This is a genomic window from Actinomycetota bacterium (assembly GCA_030018275.1).
Taxonomy (GTDB): domain Bacteria; phylum Actinomycetota; class Aquicultoria; order Subteraquimicrobiales; family Subteraquimicrobiaceae; genus Subteraquimicrobium.
Map to the genome: position 1 here is coordinate 21766 of JASEGB010000006.1, position 18876 is coordinate 40641.

General features: G+C 46.9%; 16 protein-coding genes and 7 tRNA genes. All 23 read left to right on the forward strand.

What is annotated here, in order from left to right; genetic code table 11:
- The 23 genes from hemH to QMD66_03590 all read left to right on the forward strand — a co-directional run bounded on the left by hemH (nt 1) and on the right by QMD66_03590 (nt 18790).
- On the forward strand, nt 1–963 hold the full coding sequence (gene hemH, locus QMD66_03480; GenBank protein MDI6821923.1) for a ferrochelatase: 963 nt from the start codon (nt 1–3) through the stop codon (nt 961–963).
- Nucleotides 964–970: 7 nt separating this feature from the next.
- Complete coding sequence (locus QMD66_03485; protein MDI6821924.1) at nt 971–1906, forward strand: radical SAM protein; 936 nt, start codon at nt 971–973, stop codon at nt 1904–1906.
- 46 nt (nt 1907–1952) lie between these two features.
- Nucleotides 1953–3365 carry a protoporphyrinogen oxidase gene (hemG, locus tag QMD66_03490; protein ID MDI6821925.1) on the forward strand — a complete coding sequence of 471 codons (1413 nt, stop codon included), beginning with the start codon at nt 1953–1955 and terminating at the stop codon, nt 3363–3365.
- A gap of 45 nt (nt 3366–3410) precedes the next feature.
- Entirely contained in the window at nt 3411–4238 is an 828-nt protein-coding gene (gene murI, locus QMD66_03495; protein MDI6821926.1) for a glutamate racemase, read from the forward strand.
- Nucleotides 4239–4242: 4 nt separating this feature from the next.
- A complete protein-coding gene (locus tag QMD66_03500) occupies nt 4243–4782 on the forward strand; it encodes a QueT transporter family protein (protein MDI6821927.1) in 540 nt (179 codons plus the stop codon).
- A 10-nt stretch (nt 4783–4792) separates the two neighbouring features.
- A complete protein-coding gene (locus QMD66_03505; protein MDI6821928.1) occupies nt 4793–5536 on the forward strand; it encodes an MBL fold metallo-hydrolase in 744 nt (247 codons plus the stop codon).
- 119 nt (nt 5537–5655) lie between these two features.
- Nucleotides 5656–6393, forward strand: a complete 738-nt coding sequence (rph, locus tag QMD66_03510; protein MDI6821929.1) for a ribonuclease PH — start codon at nt 5656–5658, stop codon at nt 6391–6393.
- Nucleotides 6386–6991 carry an XTP/dITP diphosphatase gene (locus tag QMD66_03515; protein MDI6821930.1) on the forward strand — a complete coding sequence of 202 codons (606 nt, stop codon included), beginning with the start codon at nt 6386–6388 and terminating at the stop codon, nt 6989–6991. The genes rph and QMD66_03515 overlap by 8 nt, the downstream gene beginning before the upstream one ends.
- A 54-nt stretch (nt 6992–7045) precedes the next feature.
- Nucleotides 7046–7123: transfer RNA gene (locus tag QMD66_03520), tRNA-Pro, on the forward strand.
- 270 nt (nt 7124–7393) lie between these two features.
- Nucleotides 7394–7469: transfer RNA gene (locus tag QMD66_03525), tRNA-Gly, on the forward strand.
- A 143-nt stretch (nt 7470–7612) separates the two neighbouring features.
- A tRNA-Arg gene (locus tag QMD66_03530) sits at nt 7613–7686 on the forward strand.
- 46 nt (nt 7687–7732) lie between these two features.
- Nucleotides 7733–7809: transfer RNA gene (locus QMD66_03535), tRNA-His, on the forward strand.
- A gap of 108 nt (nt 7810–7917) precedes the next feature.
- Nucleotides 7918–7993, forward strand: a tRNA-Arg gene (locus QMD66_03540).
- Nucleotides 7994–8037: 44 nt separating this feature from the next.
- A tRNA-Lys gene (locus QMD66_03545) sits at nt 8038–8110 on the forward strand.
- 66 nt (nt 8111–8176) lie between these two features.
- Nucleotides 8177–8258: transfer RNA gene (locus QMD66_03550), tRNA-Leu, on the forward strand.
- 109 nt (nt 8259–8367) lie between these two features.
- The gene (gene tig / locus QMD66_03555) at nt 8368–9714 is read left to right on the forward strand and encodes a trigger factor (protein ID MDI6821931.1); all 1347 of its coding nucleotides are present in this window, start codon (nt 8368–8370) and stop codon (nt 9712–9714) included.
- On the forward strand, nt 9674–10270 hold the full coding sequence (clpP, locus tag QMD66_03560; protein ID MDI6821932.1) for an ATP-dependent Clp endopeptidase proteolytic subunit ClpP: 597 nt from the start codon (nt 9674–9676) through the stop codon (nt 10268–10270). Before tig ends, clpP begins: the two co-directional genes overlap by 41 nt.
- Before the next feature lie 11 nt (nt 10271–10281).
- Nucleotides 10282–11547, forward strand: a complete 1266-nt coding sequence (gene clpX / locus QMD66_03565; protein MDI6821933.1) for an ATP-dependent Clp protease ATP-binding subunit ClpX — start codon at nt 10282–10284, stop codon at nt 11545–11547.
- A gap of 194 nt (nt 11548–11741) precedes the next feature.
- On the forward strand, nt 11742–11981 hold the full coding sequence (locus tag QMD66_03570) for a hypothetical protein (GenBank protein ID MDI6821934.1): 240 nt from the start codon (nt 11742–11744) through the stop codon (nt 11979–11981).
- Between the two features lie 84 nt (nt 11982–12065).
- Nucleotides 12066–13742 (forward strand): carbamoyltransferase, encoded by a 1677-nt coding sequence (locus QMD66_03575; GenBank protein MDI6821935.1) that lies wholly within the window; start codon nt 12066–12068, stop codon nt 13740–13742.
- Between the two features lie 527 nt (nt 13743–14269).
- Nucleotides 14270–16939, forward strand: a complete 2670-nt coding sequence (locus QMD66_03580) for a valine--tRNA ligase (GenBank protein MDI6821936.1) — start codon at nt 14270–14272, stop codon at nt 16937–16939.
- A gap of 51 nt (nt 16940–16990) precedes the next feature.
- Nucleotides 16991–18301, forward strand: coding sequence for a folylpolyglutamate synthase/dihydrofolate synthase family protein (locus QMD66_03585; protein ID MDI6821937.1), 1311 nt, complete (start codon nt 16991–16993; stop codon nt 18299–18301).
- A gap of 48 nt (nt 18302–18349) precedes the next feature.
- Nucleotides 18350–18790 carry a zinc ribbon domain-containing protein gene (locus tag QMD66_03590; GenBank protein ID MDI6821938.1) on the forward strand — a complete coding sequence of 147 codons (441 nt, stop codon included), beginning with the start codon at nt 18350–18352 and terminating at the stop codon, nt 18788–18790.
- The last annotated feature ends 86 nt before the right edge of the window (nt 18791–18876 follow it).

Consider the following 18876-nt stretch of genomic DNA (forward strand, 5'->3'; position numbering starts at 1 on the left):
ATGTCGAAAGTCGAAAGTCGAGGACCTAAAATAGGCGTTCTTCTCCTGGGTTTCGGGGCCCCGGACAGCCTTGAAGCGGTTGAGCCCTTTTTATATAACATCCTTTCCTGTCATGGGGAGATTTTTCCGCTCGATTTCAAGAGGCGATTGGAGAAGGTCATCCAACGTTATAGGGAGATTGGCGGGCGCTCGCCCCTTCTTGATATCACGAAGGAGCAGGCGCAGGCAATCGAGAAGCTGCTAAACATGGGGGACCGTGGCTTTAAGGTTTATATTGCCATGCGCCATTGGCATCCCTATATCCGGGATACGGTTAGAGACATCATCGGGGATGGGATCAAACGCGTTGTCGTTCTCAGTCTCTCTCCCCAGTACACCAGGATGACCACGGGCTCAGGCATTGAGGAATTGAAGCGGGTGCTGTCTGATCTCAAAGCCGATCTTGAAGTCACTTACATTGAGAGCTGGCATGATTCACCTTTTTATCTCGATGCTCTGGCGGAGAAAGTCGAGGAGGGATTGGCTTTGTTTGCCGAGGAGCACCGCGAAAAAGCCCAGGTGATTTTCAGTGCTCACAGCTTGCCCAGGAGGCTCATCGAATGTGGAGATCCTTATTTAAGACACTTGAAGGCCACAATTGCTGGGGTTTTGGAGCGCATCGGTCCCATACCATGGCATCTGGCGTTTCAGAGCCGAGGCGGTCCGGGTGAATGTTTGGAACCGGAAATCGATTCCATCCTGGACAGACTGGCAAAGGAGGGAAAGCGTGAGGTCCTGATAGTGCCCATAAGTTTTATATCTGACAATGTCGAGATCCTCTACGATATCGACATCGAGTTGCGCAAACGAGCGGAGTCGAAGGGAATCACGAAATTTCACCGTGCGCCCTCACTTAATGCCTCCCCAAGGTTCATTGAGGCCCTGGCCCAGATCGTTCTGGAGCATCTCTCAAAGAAAGGATAAAAATTTCATGGTGGAAAACCCTCTCTTTTCCAAGAAAAATTTCATTGATAAACCGGGCCTAAATATTCCCTCTGCCCTTATTTGGCAATTTACCTTAGCTTGCAACTCAAGATGCCTTCACTGTTACGCTAATGCGGGCAAGGCACTTCCCGCCGAACTCAGCAACCAGGAAGCCCTTATGGTTGCCCAAGAAGTGATTAGAGCGGGCATCCCCAGGGTCATCTTCACCGGAGGAGAACCTTTTCTCCGCTCCGATTTCCCAGAAGTTCTTCAGCTTTTGAGCGAAAATGGGGTTTCAATGAAGATTGAAACAAATGGAAGTCTCATCGATGAAAATCTTGTGAACTTTTTGGTAAACTTAAATCTTGCTTCCATAGAAATCAGTTTGGACGGTTCAGGGGCGGAAAGTCATGAGGGATTAAGACCTGGCTCAAGTTGGACTAAGGCGGTAAAGGCCATAAAATTGTTGAGCGAGGCAGGGATAAAAGTGCAGGTCTTGTTCATCCCAACTCGGATAAATTGCCGTGAAATTGAAGAGACGATTGGGCTCGCCTATTCACTTGCCGTTTCGGAATTCTTCGTTGGCGAACTTCTTCCCTTTGGAAGAGCCACAAAAAACTGGACTCTTCTTTCGCTTTCTCCTCAAGAGCAGGAGGACTTGGTGAAATTGATTTCTAACAACAGTTCCCGGTTTTCCCCTAAAATGAAAATTTTCTTCTTTTCCTTTAAAGAGGAGCTTAAAAAGCTTCTTTCCCAAGAGCCAAAAACGCTCTTTCTTTCCGCAGACGGAAGAGGAAAAATAAAAGGCTCTCTCCCCTTTTACATCGGAGATATAAGAAAAGAAAGCCTCTTCTCCATTTATGAGAAGATAAAAAAAGAATGGAGAAACCCAAAGTTAAGGAAGGAAATAGGGAAGTACCTTAAAACCCTTAAGAAAATTTAAGATGAAAGTCAAACTTTTTCAGAGGTGAAAGCAGGGGCAAAAGATAATGAAAAGGGTCGTAATCGTCGGCGGCGGGATTAGCGGACTTACCGCCGCATATAAAATCAGGAAGAAGTCCTCTGAGGCTAACCTGCCGATTGAAGTTTTACTCATTGAGGAGAAGAAAAGGCTGGGGGGCATATTCCTCACTGAGAAAGCAAATGATTTCCTCATCGAAGGGGGACCGGATTCCTTTGAATCGGAAAAACCGCATACCCTGGCTTTAGCTGAAGAATTGGGCATCGCTGAACGAGTGATTGGATGTAATGAGGAGGCACATCTCACCTTCATCTTCTGGAATAATAAATTATGGTCGTTGCCTCGGGGACTCTTGGCTCTCGCTCCGACGAGAATTTCTTCAATTTTTCTCTGCCCCCTTCTTTCCTGGTCCGGCAAGATGCGTGCCCTTCTTGACTTTATGATTCCACCTTTGGGAAACAAAGATGAGGAGATAAGTTTAGCCGAATTTTACAAACGTCGCTTTGGCAAAGAGGTGTTTGACCGTGTCGTCGAACCTCTTTTGGGTAGTATATATGCTTGTATACCTGAGATAATCAGCATAAAAAGTTGTTGGCCGAGAGCGCTTATTCTGGAAAAAGAATATGGCAGTCTCCTTCGGGGCATGCTAGCGAGAAGAAAAATGGCGAAGAAAAAGGCAAAACAGAAGCCGGTTTTTATGACTTTCAAAGAGGGCATGAGTGAGCTCACAAATACTCTTGCGGAACATATCGGAAGCGAAAATTTCATTACCGGGAGAAAACCGGTGAGCTTAAAACAAAATTCGGGGAAAGGTTTTACACTTCTTCTAGATGATGGAGGGACAATAACCGCCGATGCCTGTATTTTGGCAACTGCACCCTCTTATGCAACTGCGCAAATAGTCCGAAATATTGACCCTAGTCTAGCGGATATATTGCTCAAAATACCCTACGTCTCTTCGGCGACAATTTCCCTTGGCTATGAAAGAGAAAAACTTTCACATCCACTTCAAGGCTTTGGCGTCCTTGTGTCAAGGCAGGAAAAACTGCAGATTAAAGCGATTTCTTGGTCTTCAACTAAGTTTGCTTATCGAGCACCTGAAGGATATGTATTGATCAGGTGTTTTATTGGCACTGCCCAGGGTGAAGGAATAGTTTACCAAAGCGATGAAGAAATTTTAAAGGTAGTAAAGGAAGAACTGAAAAAAATTATGGGAATCAATAGCGAGCCCATCCTCACAAAAATTTATCGCTGGGAAAATTCCATGCCCCAGTATCTTTTAGGACACGGGGAAAGAGTTAGATTCATTGAGCAAAGGCTCACTCATAAATATCCAGGACTTTATCTCATCGGCAACGCTTATCATGGTATCGGCATCAACGATTGTATCTACAATGCCACTCAGGCGGCCGAAGGAACAATAGAATTTCTAGGAAAGTGATTTGGCGGATACTATGCAAGTCCTTATTCGGGAATGGAGGGGAGAATGGATAGTCGACCCCTTGGGGTTTTCGATTCGGGTGTGGGAGGTCTCACCGTTGTATCTGAAATAATCAAAGGCCTTCCCAACGAGAGCATAATTTATTTTGGGGATACCGCCCGTTTCCCCTATGGCTCTAAGAATTCAGATGACTTACAGAGATTTACCTTTGAAATAATCGATTTTCTTCGAGAGGAAGGCATCAAACTTGTGGTCATCGCCTGCAATAGCGCCTCTTCCGCTGCCTTGGAAGCGGCCCAGAAGCGTTTTGATATTCCCATAGTGGGCGTGATAGAACCAGGGGCAAGAGCCGCGGTTTTGGCCACGCGCACTCGTAAGGTCGGTGTGATAGGAACACAAGCCACCATCTCCAGCGGAGCTTATGCTCGAGCTGTGCGCTTATTCGATGCGGGTGTGCAAGTATATTCTCAAGCCTGTCCGGAACTCGCCGATTTCGTTGAGCGTGGGGAGATATCGGGGCCGAATGTCGAGCGGGTGGTGCGTTGGTATCTCTCTCCATTGATCTCAGCCGGTGTTGACAGTTTAATTTTGGGTTGCACCCATTATCCCTTGTTAACTGGGGCAATCCAAAAGGTTGTGGGTGATGAGGTAAGGCTCATAAGCTCAGCTAAAGAAGCCGCCAGGGAATTGAAGGAGCTCTTGGCAATGAAGGGGAGCTTTAGGGAGGGGGAATCTATCCCCTTTTATCGCTTCATTTCCAGTGGTGACCAAACTCGTTTTCTTGAATTAGGCGAAAGATTTTTGGGTCGAGAGATAAACGCTGTGGAGAGGGTTTCTTTGAAAGAAATAATCCTTCCCGGAGGCGGAGGGTGAAGGGATGACCTTTCTCACCAGAGGAGCGATAATAGCTGCACTTTATGCGGCTATTACCATACTTCTAGCCCCCATAAGTTATGGGCCTTTGCAGGTGCGCGTCTCGGAGGCCTTAACCGTCTTACCTTATTTAGAACCCGCAGCAGTACCTGGTCTCTTTGTGGGGTGCATCTTTGCAAATATCTATGGTGGGCTTGGACCCTGGGATATATTTGGAGGCTCCCTTCTGACATTGATAGCTGCCTTTCTCACTTGGCAAATTGGCAGGATATTTCGTAAAAGTGCCTCGCCGGTTATCCATTATTATTTTGGCCCGCTGCTCGCCTTGCTCCCACCGGTGATCATCAACGCCTTTGGTGTGGCTTGCATCCTCATGGTCGTTCTCAAAGTTCCATATTGGATAACCGCGCTATATGTTGGTATCGGTCAAAGCATCGCCGTATACATTCTGGGTTATCCATTGTTGTTGATCCTCCTAAAGGGAGGTTTCCCTACGGGTCTGTCTAGACTTGAGGGAAGGAAAATACGAAAATTAAAATCGTAGGCGAGAAAAATTGGAGTTAATAGTCCTTGGAACATCGGCGGCTTATCCCTATAAGGGAAAAGCTTGCAGTGGTTATCTCATAAAAGAAGAGAAAACCAATCTTTTGTTGGATTGTGGGACGGGGGTTTTGAGTAATCTTTTTCGCTGGCTCAATCCCATGGACCTTAACGTCATCGTGATCACCCATCTCCATACCGATCATTTTTTGGACATTTACCCATTGCGCTATTTTCTTCAATACGATTCCATACCATCTTTGCCCCTTAAAGTGCTTGCCCCACCTGGGGCTTCCGATTTCATCTGTCAACTCATTTCGAAAAAGGGGAAAGAACAATTTTTAGAGCTCTTTGCATTCTTAAGCATAAATGAGAAGATAAAATTTGAAATCGGACATTTAAAGCTCTATTTCCATCCAGTCCCTCATCTCATTCCTACCTTTGGCGTGAGGGTGGAGGGGGAAAGAAAACTCGCTTATTCATCCGATTGCTCCTATCATTCAAGCCTGGTAAATCTGGCGCGAGGGGCGGATATGTTTATTTGTGAGGCCACCCTTCAGCAAAAGGATGCCTCTTTACAGATAGGACATTTAACGGCAAGGCAGGCAGGCGAAATTGCTCAACAAGCGAAAGTAAAAAGGCTCCTCTTGACTCACATTTGGCCCGCTTACGACCCACTCATCTCCAAAGCTGAAGCCCAGGAAGCTTTCGATGGCGAAGTAATCTTGGCTGAGGAAAATAGAAGGTATGAAGTATAATTAAATTTAACCCTGGATATAATTCGTTCACAGGATTTTCTTCCAGCATTTCGTGCTGTTTATCCCAGGTCAATGCAAAATAACTTTGAATTTTGAATTTGAGATGTGAGGGAGGATAAATGACCAGAGTGGATGGAAGAAAACCCGACGAAATTCGCAAGGTCAATATCGTTAGAAATTTCATTCCTTATGCAGAGGGTTCGGTCCTTTTTGAGCTCGGGGATACCAGAGTTGTCTGTACCGCGAGCATCGAGGAGAAGGTACCAAGTTTCCTCAAGGATACAGGGCAAGGGTGGGTTACTGCGGAATATTCCATGCTTCCCAGGGCTACGGAGATCCGAACTCCTAGAGAATCCACAATGGGTAGGGTCGCCGGACGAACCCAGGAAATTCAACGGATGATCGGGCGTTCCCTGAGGTCAGTGGTGGACTTGAAGGCTTTGGGGGAGCTCACAATCTGGATCGATTGCGATGTCATACAGGCCGATGGAGGGACCCGAACGGCCGCAATCACGGGTTCATTCATCGCTCTCTATGACGCTCTGTATTTCTTATTAAAGCAGAAAAGAATATCGGAAATACCCTTATCCGAATATGTTGCAGCCACAAGTGTGGGGATAGTGGATGGCGAACTCCGTTTGGACCTATGTTTCCAGGAGGATGCCGGGGCTCAGGTTGATATGAATGTGGTGATGACCGATACGGGGAAAATTATCGAAATACAAGGCACGGCCGAAAGATATCCCTTCACGAGGAAGGAATTTCAACAACTCCTTGACCTGGCAGAAAAGGGGATAAGAGAGCTCATTAAGATTCAAAAGTCGCTTATAGGGGTGGAATTTTCGAAGGATGTTTAAGATCATAATTGCCAGCAAAAATGAGGGCAAAATAAGGGAAATCAAAGAGATCCTCAATTTGCCTCATGTGAAATTCCTGACTTATAAGGATCTTAATGATTGGCCGGAAATGAGGGAGACCGGAAAATCCTTTGCTGAGAACGCGATCCTTAAGGCGAAGACGTTGGTCGACCGATTTAAAATGGCTGCCCTGGCCGATGATTCCGGGCTTGAGGTCGACGCACTAGGGGGTGCACCGGGTATATTATCCGCTCATTACGCTGGCTCTCGTTGTTCAAGCGAGGAAAACAATGCCAAATTGCTTCGGGAACTCAGAGATCACCCAACGCCGCAAAGGAGAGCTCGTTTTAGATGTTATGCGGCACTGGCTACGCTGGAAGGGAAGATATTTGTGACCGAGGGGACTTGCGAGGGGTACATCGCCTTTGAACCAGTGGGATCTGGAGGTTTTGGATACGACCCCATTTTCATCCCCTTGGGGCGCGATAAAACATTGGCGGAACTGTCAACTCAGGAAAAGAACAAGATTAGTCATAGGGGACAAGCTTTTACAAGGATGCGACAAATATTGGAGGAGAGAATCGGCAAATGGCTTTAACCGCTGTTAGCTTGCTACATTCATATATTTATTTTATACTTACAATTGGTCAAACGGGGTGTGGCGCAGCTTGGTTAGCGCGCTTGCTTTGGGAGCAAGAGGTCGGAGGTTCAAATCCTCTCACCCCGACCAACCTTTGGCAAGCAATCGCTTGATAGCATTCTGAGCTTAGCGAGGATGATGCGGAGCGAAGTGGATTTGAAGCTCCGAAGGGGGTATATTTTTCGGGGGAAGGATTCCCCCGAATCATTCGTAGGGAAGGGTGGAATCGGCGGGAGACCGTGAGGTTTCTCGTTCCGAAAGCGAGCTTGAAAAGCGAGCGTGAGGAGGTTCAAATCCTCTCACCCCGACCAAAAATCGGTGAACGGTCAAAGGTGAACAATTCGCGGAGCGAATTTATAGGCGGATGTAGCTCAGTTGGTAGAGCATCAGCCTTCCAAGCTGAGGGTCGCGGGTTCAAGTCCCGTCATCCGCTCCAAGTAGTGTTAATTGATGGCTTCGTTCCAAGTAGTTTGCAAATTTTGTAAACCTGGTGCGGACTTGAAACCGCGACAAGGGGTTTGGGGGAAGGATTTCTCCCAAGCAGTCAAGAGGGGGAGAATAAACTCTTGACTATTTTTTGCCCTCGTAGCTCAACTGGATAGAGCATCGGACTTCTAATCCGAAGGTTGCCCGTTCGAGTCGGGCCGAGGGCACATAGACTGTGAACTACGAACTAATTTGCGAAGCAAATTTTTCATGGTGACCGTAGCTCAAGTGGTCAGAGCATTGGACTGTGGCTCCAAAGGTTGGGGGTTCAAGTCCCCTCGGTCACCCCATTAAAAACAGTCAAGAGTCGTAAGTCAGAGGTCAAAAGAGGAATGGAGTTTAATGACTCTTGACTAGCGAACGAAGTGAGCGATTGACTCTTCACTTGATTTTGTTGTGCGCCTGTAGCTCAGTGGACAGAGCGCCGGACTTCGAATCCGAAGGTCGGGGGTTCAAGTCCCTCCAGGCGCACCATTCCAAAATCACTTTTGGAGATCAAATTTTTCTTAGAAAAATTAGGGTCGTTAGCTCAGTTGGTAGAGCGGCGGACTCTTAATCCGTTGGTCGCAGGTTCGAGTCCTGCACGACCCACAAAAACCAGTCAAGAGTGAAGAGTCAAAAGTTAACCATCAACTGCTAACCAATAACTGAATTTGGGCGAGAGTGGCGGAATTGGTAGACGCGCTGGACTTAGGATCCAGTGGGGAAACCCGTAGGGGTTCGAGTCCCCTCTCTCGCACATTTGCATTATAATCTTAACGAGTATTTATAACCGTGGTTCAGTCCGAAACCGCTAATAACTGAGCCTCGGCTTTGCCGAGGCACTTAATTATAAGGAGAAGATATTTTTGAAGACAACGGTCGAGGAACTCGAAAAGAACAAAGTCTTATTAAAGGTAGAAGTCCCCGCGGGCGACGTGGATCAAGCCATAAAGAAGGCATATAAGAGCATATCCAACAAAGTGAGCATTCCGGGGTTTCGAAAGGGAAGGATCCCAAGGAAGATCATCGATGCTCGGATCGGGAAGGAATCGGTATTGCAGGAGGTGCTCAGTGAGATGCTCCCGGTCTACTATTTGCAGGCGGTTGAAAAGAGTGGGATAAAACCCATCGATAAACCGGAAATCGAAGTTGTCCGGTTAGAGGAGGGTCAACCCCTTTTATTCAATGCCAAGGTGCAGGTCAAGCCAAAGGTTAAGTTGGGTAAATATAAGGGTGTAAAGGTAAAAATGCCCTCCATCGAGGTCTCCGATAAGGAGATTAATGGCCATATAGAGCTGTTAAAGGATAGATTCGCCCAGCTTGAGCCAGTGACGAGGAATCTCCACAAGGATGACTTTGCTTTGATTGACTTTGAGGGCTTTGTGGATGGCAAGCCCTTTGAAGGAGGTTCGGCCAACGATTACCTACTCCAGGTCGGTTCAGGCACTTTCGCCCCTGGTTTCGAGGACAAACTCATTGGGGCTCGTAGGGGGGAAATAAGGGAAATCTTCATCGATATGCCCCAAGAGCACCCCATCGCCGAAATTGCGGGGAAAAAGGTAAAATTCAAAGTTTTTGTAAAGGAGATAAAGCAAAAGAAACTTCCCAAAGTGAATGATGAATTCGCCAAGGAGGTTGGCGAATTCGAAACCTTGAAGGAGCTTAAAGATGATGTTAGGGGGAGGTTGGAGGAGGCAAAGCGGGCCCAAGACCAGTACGCTCTCCGTGGCAAGGTTCTTGAAGCTGTTTCAGAAGGTGCTGAAGTGGAAATTCCCGAGATAATGGCGGAGCGTAGGGTAAATGAGATGATAAGCGAATTTTCCTTTAATCTCAAAAGCAGGGGGCTCGATTTGAATGATTATTTGAAGACCACCAATACCAACATGGAAAGTTTAAGGGGGCGTTTTAAAAAGGATGCCTTAAGAACCTTAAAAAATGAGCTCGTCTTGGGGGCTATCGGAGAGAAAGAAGGACTTGAAGTTAAAGAGGAAGAAGTTGATAATGAAATTGAGAAGTTAGCCCAAAGGATGAATGTGGAAGCGAGTGAGGTCAAAAAGCGGTTAGAGGAGAGAGGGAATTTGGAACTTTTAAGAGAAGATATCCTATTGCGGAAGACCTTAGATTGGCTGGTCAATCAAGCTGAGATCAAGAGGGAAAGGAAGGGAAAGAAAAATGACCAACCTGTTAATCCCAATAGTGGTGGAGCAGACTAATAGAGGAGAAAGGTCGTTTGATATCTATTCAAGATTGCTCAATGAGCGCATAATATTTTTGGGTAATGAGATAAATGATCAAGTGGCCAACGTGGTCATAGCCCAGATGCTTCATCTAGAATCGGATGATCCGGAGAAGGACATTCATCTGTACATCAATAGCTCAGGGGGACTCATCACTTCAACCTTAGCCATCTATGATACCATGCAATATATAAGACCCTCTATCTCAACGATCTGCATAGGTCAAGCCGCGAGTGCTGCTGCTGTCCTTTTGGCGGCTGGAACAAAGGGAAAGAGATTCGCTCTGCCCAATGCACGAATATTAATTCATCAACCTCACGGTGCAGTTACTGGACAGGCAGTTGATGTCGACATTCAGGCCAGAGAAATGTTGCGCCTACGTCAGCTGCTCAATGAGATTTTGGCCAAACATACGCGGCAGCCTCTTGAGAAAATCCAAAAGGATACCGACAGAGATTTCATCATGACCGCCGAACAGGCCAAAGAATATGGGATGATCGATGAGGTTGTCGTTCAAAGGAAGAAAGCATAGGAGGTGCGATCGTGGCAAAATTCGGCGATATGGATCATTTGAAGTGTTCCTTTTGCGGCAAGAGCCAGCGACAGGTGAGGAAACTCATTGCTGGTCCTGGTGTTTATATCTGTGATGAGTGCATAGATCTGTGCAATGAAATCATCGAGGAGGAAGTGGAGCGAGAGACCGAGTTCAAATTCGAACATCTCCCAAAGCCCAAAGAGATATATAATGCGCTCAATGAATATGTGATCGGCCAGGATATGGCCAAAAAAATTCTCTCTGTTGCCGTATACAATCACTATAAGAGGATTCAGGCGGAGCCGCAAGGCGAAAAGGAGGTGGAGCTTCAAAAGAGCAACGTTCTTCTCCTGGGTCCCACTGGGTGTGGTAAGACTTTGCTCGCTCAAACCCTGGCCAAGATACTGAATGTACCCTTCGCCATTGCTGATGCCACAACCCTCACCGAGGCGGGATACGTCGGTGAGGATGTCGAGAATATTCTGCTCAGGTTGATTCAGGCAGCTGACTACGATGTGAGAAGGGCAGAAACGGGCATAGTCTATATCGACGAAATAGATAAGATAGCTCGCAAGTCTGAAAGTCCCTCTATCACCAGGGATGTTTCCGGGGAAGGCGTCCAACAGGCTTTGCTCAAGATACTGGAGGGCACCGAGGCGAATGTGCCTCCCCATGGGGGGCGCAAGCACCCGCATCAAGAGTTCATACAGATAAACACGGCGAATATTTTGTTCATCTGTGGGGGAGCCTTCAACGGTCTTGAAAAGATAATAGAGGCTCGCATCGGAAAGAAGGAAATCGGGTTCGGTGCCGATGTTAGGAAGCGTGAGGAAAAGGAGATCGGAGAGATCTTATCCCAGGTGCTTCCCGAGGATCTCATAAAGTACGGCCTCATTCCGGAATTCGTGGGAAGGCTTCCCGTGGTCTGCGCGGTTCACAATCTTGCCAAGGAAGACCTGGTAAAAATCTTGACTGAACCCAGAAATGCTCTGGTTAAACAGTACAGGAGATTCTTCGAGTATGATGGAGTGGAGCTCGTCTTCACCGAAGATGCTTTGTATGCCATCGCTGAGAGAGCTCTCAAGAGAGCCAGTGGGGCAAGGGGTCTAAGGTCCATACTTGAAGGCACCCTGCTCAATGTGATGTACGAATTACCCTCTAAACCCAACGTTACCAAATGTATGATCACTAGGGAAACCATTGAGAAGAACCTGGAACCCACCTTGGTGACTGAAAGCGCGGAATTCTCCTCGGATGAGGGGATTCTGGCTTAGTCAATGACAAAAGCCCGATATCGGGGCTTTTGTTTTTTTGACGGGTAAAAATCTCGGCAAAGCGTCATGAATCACGGATAAATTAAGATTCAGCTGGTAATATATGGTTTTTAACTTTGTCCCTTCACCTTCACCCAGTCCATCCTCATTAAAGAATTAGCAATTTAATCCCGATATTAAAGATAGTGTCAGAAATGGGCAAAAAAGGTAAGGCCAAAAAGGACAGGGAGCTAGTTTGTATATTTTTAGGACTGGAATTATATGCTAGCCCAGAGAAGGCAATTCTTCTAAAATCCGATATCCTTGACCTCATTTTTTCCCATTTTAAGAACTCATCCCTCGTTGGCATCAGGGAGTATCCCCCGGTAGAACTCACTCCGACCTTCACAAAATGGCTCCGTGAGATGGACGCTCTCCTTAAGCGAAGACGATAAATTCATTTTCTCTCGCGAAAATTTAAGCAAAATTTAATATAATAAGCAAGGCTTCTCAAAATGCTTCTCGAAAGGGGTAAAGCCGTGAACATATTGGGCATAAATTGCTTTTCTCATGATACATCGGCTTGTCTCCTGGTGGATGGCGAAGTCATCGCCTTTGCTGAGGAGGAAAGATTCAACAAGGAGAAGCACACAAGAGCTTTTCCCTATAATGCTATTGATTTTTGTTTAAGCGAGGGAAATACCAGCATCAATGATCTTGACTACGTTGGCTTCCCTTTCAAGCCTGGGCTGGACTATTGGCGGGGCTTCATCGATTTTCTGAAGGGCATTCCCCTTTCCTCACGGAGATTTGCGGGACAGACCTACTTCGATTATTCCCTCATAAAAAAGGTCGTCGATTTCAAAAAGAGATATGGCTACAGGAATAAGATCCTCTTCGTGGGGCATCACGAGGCTCACGCCGCAAGCAGTTTCTATGTCTCTCCCTTTGATAAGGCGGCTATCCTGTCCATCGACAGGGGAGGCGATTACCTCTCCACATTGCTTGCCCGTGGGGAAGGAAACCGAACCGAAGTCCTCAAGCGAATAAAAAATCCCCATTCGCTTGGCTCTCTATACACAGTGGTCACGGCATACCTCGGGTTTAAACCCAATAGTGATGAGGGGAAGGTCATGGGTCTGGCCCCCTATGGTAGACCAACCTATCTTCAAAATTTCCGAGAAATCGTAAGGCTGAATGAGGGTGGCGAATTCAAGATAGATTTGAGCTATTTCACTTATCACATACTCGGGGGCTATGGAGTCTCCCCGAAATTCCTTAAGCTCTTTGGGCAGGCTCGAGAGCCGGAGAGCGAGATTCACGAAAGGCACGAGGATATAGCCTGGGCTCTTCAGAAGGTGACGGAAGAAGCAGCTCTTCACCTGGCGAACCATCTCCATTCAATCACCGGTGAAAAAAATTTGTGCGTAGCCGGTGGCGTGGGATTAAATAGCGTCATGAATGCAGCTTTCCTAAGGGAGAGTCCTTTTGAGCATATCTTCATCCAACCAGCGGCAAACGATGCGGGAACATCCCTGGGTTGTGCCCTGTATATATGGCACATGCTACTGGGAAGGGAGAGAAATTACGCGATGGAACACGCTTATTATGGTCCCGAATTTTCCAACGATGAGATCGAAAGGACTTTGGAAAATCACGGGGTGCCCTATAGTTATGTTGAAAATCCAGCTAAGGCCGGCGCAGAACTCGTGGCCCGGGGCAAAATTGTGGGTTGGTTCCAGGGAAGGATGGAGGTTGGACCGAGGGCTTTGGGCAACCGGAGTATCCTCGCCGACCCCCGCGATCCAAATATGAAGGATATTCTAAATAGAAAGGTAAAGCACAGGGAAAGTTTTCGCCCGTTTGCCCCTTCTGTGCTGGAAGAATACGCCGAGGATTATTTCGACGATTACTATCCCTCCCCCTTTATGCTCTTAGTCTTGCCCATCAAGGGGGATAGAAAGGGAATGATTCCCGCTGTGTGTCACGTGGATGGGACGGGTAGACTCCAAACGGTCACCGGTGAAGAAAATCCACTTTATTGGGAGCTGATCAATGAGTTTAAAAAGATCACGGGCATCCCCTTGGTTGTAAATACCTCTTTTAATGTGAGGGGACAACCCATCGTTATGTCACCCCAGGACGCCTTGGAGTGTTACCTTTCCACGCAGCTGGATTGCTTGATTATGGGGAACTACCTTTTAGAGAAGGATTAAGATTTTATTTGACGCAGGTGGCATTCTCCGCATTGAGTTTGATTTGCGGAGTGGTGTGGGTAATAAAATAGATTAGCCTTCCTCATATAATAAAACCATTGGCAGAAGAGGATCAGTATTATGAGGATGAATATGGCCACAAAATTTGTCTTTCTTTCCCCCATGGAACCCACCTTTTTCTTCGATATATCCTACCATCTACTTCCCAGTAGGTCAAAGATAATTCAAAATGTAAAGATCAAAAATCAAAATTGCAGATTAAAATCCAAAAATCATTTATAAGCCCGAAGCCTCTTGTCCGAAGTCAAAAGATTATAGGACCTTTTAGAAAAATTCAGTAATTTATGACCTGGATGTTGGACTTGGAGAAGAGAGCTTTTTGCTTGCAAAGGTAACCAAAGACTGTAAAATATTTCTATAGGCTCATAACCATATAAAACAAAACTCAAGCGGCTAAATCCTGAAATGTGAACTGAGCTACCGAGTTCCTGAGCCCCAGAGCTTAAATTTGAGGAAAAGGTGAGAAATTGAAGAGAGAAATTTCTCCCGCATACAATCCGAAAGATGTGGAAGACAAATGGTATTCCCACTGGTTTTCCAAGGGATATTTTCACGCTCCAATTGATAGGAGCAGAGAGCCCTTTACCATCGTCATTCCTCCTCCCAACATCACGGGCTCACTGCACATGGGACATGCTTTGAATAATATCCTCCAAGATATCATCGTTCGAAAGAAGCGCATGGAGGGCTGTGTTACCCTATGGCTTCCTGGGACGGACCACGCGGGCATAGCTACTCAAAATGTGGTGGAGCAGGAACTGGCCAGGGAAGGCCTTACTCGCCGGGACTTAGGGCGTGAGAAATTTCTGGAGAAGGTTTGGGAGTGGAAGGAAAAATATGGCAGTACCATTATAAATCAGTTGAAGCGCCTGGGTTGCTCCTGCGACTGGGACCGGGAAAGATTCACCATGGATGAGGGCTACTCACGGGCGGTTAAAACCGTCTTCGTCGGGCTATTCAAGGAAGGTTTGATCTATAGGGGAAATTACATCATAAATTGGTGTCCCAGATGTTACACCGCTCTTTCCGATCTTGAGGTGGATCACGAGGAGAGAGAAGGGAGCCTGTGGTATATAAAATATCCCTTTGAGGATTCCCAGGAGTATTTGACCATAGCTACAACTCGCCCGGAGACATTATTGGGCGATACCGCCGTAGCCGTCCACCCCAATGACGAAAGATATCAAAAATACGTGGGAAAGACTTTAATCCTTCCGTTCTTAAGAAGAAAGATTTCCATAATAGCCGATGAATACGTCGATCCGGAATTTGGAACGGGAGCGGTTAAGGTCACCCCAGCCCACGACCCCAATGACTTTGAAATAGGTCAACGCCACAAGCTACCACAGGTGGTTGTCCTCACACCCGATGCTAAGATTAATGAAAATGGTGGACCTTATAACGGGATGGATAGATACGAATGCCGTGAGGCGATCCTCAAGGATTTGGAGAGGGAAGGATTGCTGGAGAAAGTGGAGCCTCATCTCCACGCCGTGGGCCACTGTTATCGCTGTGAAACCGTCGTGGAACCCTATCTTTCCGAGCAATGGTTCATTAAGATGAAGCCACTGGCTGAATCGGCCATTAAGGCCGTGAAGGAGGGTAAGGTTAAATTCACCCCAAAGCGCTGGGAGAAAGTTTATTTTGACTGGATGTATAACATAAAGGATTGGTGCATTTCCAGGCAAATTTGGTGGGGCCACCAGATTCCGGTGTGGTATTGTGACCGGTGTGGTGAAATCATCGTGGAGATGGAGGAACCCACCTCCTGCACTAAGTGTGGGAACTTAAGCTTAAGACAGGACACGGATGTTTTGGATACCTGGTTCAGTTCAGCCCTATGGCCCTTCGCCGTCTTCGGTTGGCCTGAAAAAACCGAGGATTTAAGCTATTTTTATCCCACCTCTCTCCTTTCCACGGGATTTGACATCATTTACTTCTGGGTAGCGCGGATGATCATAATGGGTCTACACTTCATGCATGACGTCCCCTTCAGGGAGGTTTATATCCATGCCCTCATCCGAGATGCTTTAGGTCGGAAGATGAGCAAATCCCTGGGCAACGTGATAGATCCCATCGATATGATCGGGAAATATGGTACTGATGCCTTGCGGTTCACCCTAGCCGCTCTGGCTACCCCGGGCAGAGACATCTTCCTTTCGGAGGAGAAAATCGAGGGCAATAGAAATTTTGTCAACAAGATATGGAATGCTTCGAGATTCGTTCTCATGAATTTGGAGGGATACTCTCCAGAAGAAGCGCAATCCCAAGAGCTCGAATATACCCTGGCGGATAGGTGGATCCTGAGTAGATATACGAGGACGGTTTCCCTGGTCGAGGAAAATATGAACTCCTACAACTTTAGTGAGGCCTGTAGAATCCTGTACGATTTCTTCTGGGGCGAATTCTGCGATTGGTATATAGAGCTCACCAAACCCCGCCTTTACCCAACGAGCGACGAGCAACGAGCGACGAGCGGCTTGGAAAGGTTGACCGCTCAGCATGTATTGCTATGGGTTTTGGGGGGAACCCTCCGACTATTGCATCCATTCATGCCCTTTGTGACCGAGGAGATCTGGCAAAGACTCCCTGCCCTCCCTACCAGGAAGAGCATTGTGATTGCCCCTTGGCCCAAATCCGATCCCTCCCTAATCGACGCCACGCCCGAGAGGGAAATGGGGATTCTCAAGGATGTGACGGTGGCGATCCGCTCCATCAGGTCAACTTTCAGACTCCATCCACGTGGGAAAATCCATGTTTTCCTCAAACCCCCCTCCCAAGATGTTCTGGAGATTCTTCAAGCCAACTCCAATTATATTTCCCAATTAGCAGGTGTTTCAGAGCTCACCATGGATAGAGAAATCTCAAGACCCGAACATTCCGCAGCGGCAGTTGAGCATGGGATAGAGATATTCATTCCCCTCGCTGGGCTGATCGACATAGAGAAAGAGCGCTCAAGATTGGGAAAGAAATTAATGGATGTCAAGAAGGAATTACAAGGGGTGGAAAGGAAACTCTCAAGGAAGAAGTTTCTGGAAAAGGCCTCTCCTGAAGTGGTTGAGAAAGAGAAACGAAAATTTGCCGCCCTCGTGGATAAGAAGAAAAAGCTCGAACTCCAATTAAAGCAAATTGGGTAATCGGTGAGACCAGGGTTGCGGGTGATGAACCAAGAAATGGTGAGGGGTGGAATGGATTATCAAAAGGCCATCGATTATCTTGAATCCACGATCCATCTGGGCATCAACCCCGGTTTGCAAAGGATTAAAGCCCTATGCAAAGAGCTGGGTGACCCTCACTTTTCTTATCCCACTATTCATATTACCGGCACCAATGGCAAGACTTCAGTAACGAAGATGATCGCCTCCATTCTTTCCGCCCATGGCCTTAAAACTGGCGCGTATATCTCCCCGCATCTATCCTCGTACACCGAGAGGATTTCCGTGGATGGGAGGAATATCGCCGAGGAGGAATTCGCCTCCGTCTTAACGGATATAGCTGGCACAATTGAAAAGGTTAATCTGAAATTTCATCCCGAAAGGCTCACCCACTTTGAGATCCTCACGGCTCTGGCCTTCTTCTACTTCCACCACGAAAATATCGATTGCGGTGTTATCGAGGTTGGTATGGGAGGAAGGTGGGATGCCACGAACATTATTCCATCAAAGGTTGCCGTACTCATCAGTGTGGCTCTGGAGCACACAGACAGATTGGGGACCTCCATCCATCAAATCGCCACGGAAAAGGCGCAGATCATTAAGGATCAATGCAAAGCGGTTGTGGGCTCGTTGCCCCAAGATGCCTTTCAAGTCGTTGAGAAGAAATGCATTGAACAGGGAGCAAACATGAGGGTATTGGGAAGGGATTTTTCACTGCTTTCCCGCGAGCTGCTCGTCGATGCACAAAAATTATCCATACAGGGGTTATATGATAACTATACGGACTTGAACCTTCCTTTATTTGGAAAGCATCAAGCTCAAAATGGAGCGATAGCCATGGTTGCCACCGAAAGTTTTTATGAAAAACCCCTTTCTCTTTCCAAGTTGAAGAAGGGATTTTCCAAGGTTGATTGCCCAGGTCGATTGGAGATAATGGCGAAACATCCCTTCGTGGTCTTAGATGGAGCCCATAACCCCGCTGCGGCAATAGAGCTTGCCCGGTCGCTTCAATCGGAGTTCGCCTTCGAGCGTTTGATTTTGGTGCTGGCTATTTTAAAGGATAAGGACATCGACGGGATTTTAAAAGGGTTGGTTGATATGGCTTCCTTTGTAATTTTATCTCAAAACCAGTCCTCTCGCTGTGCTCCAGCTCAGCTTCTTGAGGAAAAAATTTCCAACTATAGTAGCTGTTTCATACGCCAGCCAAACCTCGGAGACGCCATAGAGCTCGCTTTGAAAATGGCGAAGCCCCAGGATCTTATATGCATCACCGGTTCGTTGTATACGGTTGGCGAAGCGAGAGAGCATCTTTTACAAAGGCAAGAGATTATTCAATCCATGTGATCGTCGACTGAAAAGAGAATCGTGACTCAAGAGGTCAAGGAGTGAGCGATGGATTTATTCGCGGTCTTTTCAGATTTTCTTGGTTCACCAATATTTCGTTTGCTCGCCAACCTCTTCTTCTTGTTTTTGATGATGCTCTGGGTGAGTTTGGTCTATTGGACCTATAGGGATGCCAAAAAGAGGGGCGCCTTTGCCTTTTATTGGGCGGTTGTAGTCCTATTTTTCAACGTATTCGGGTGGATTATCTACCTCATCGTGAGACCCCCTGAATTTCTTGACGAGGTCAAGGACAGGGAACTGGATATAAAGACGAAGGAAGCCCTTCTGGGCACAACTAGCACCGTGTGCCCCGCTTGTTTTAAGCCCATAGAAGGTGATTTTCTGATCTGTCCTTACTGCATGAAGAAACTCAAGAAGCCCTGTCCCTCTTGCGGTCGTCCGCTCAAAATGGGCTGGACCGTGTGTCCATATTGTAGAACATCACTCTAGATGAGGATAATTTGGTAATTTGGTAACTTGGTTGGTAATACCCATTAACTCAATAACCCAGTAACCAAATAGGAGGGGGGAGGTTT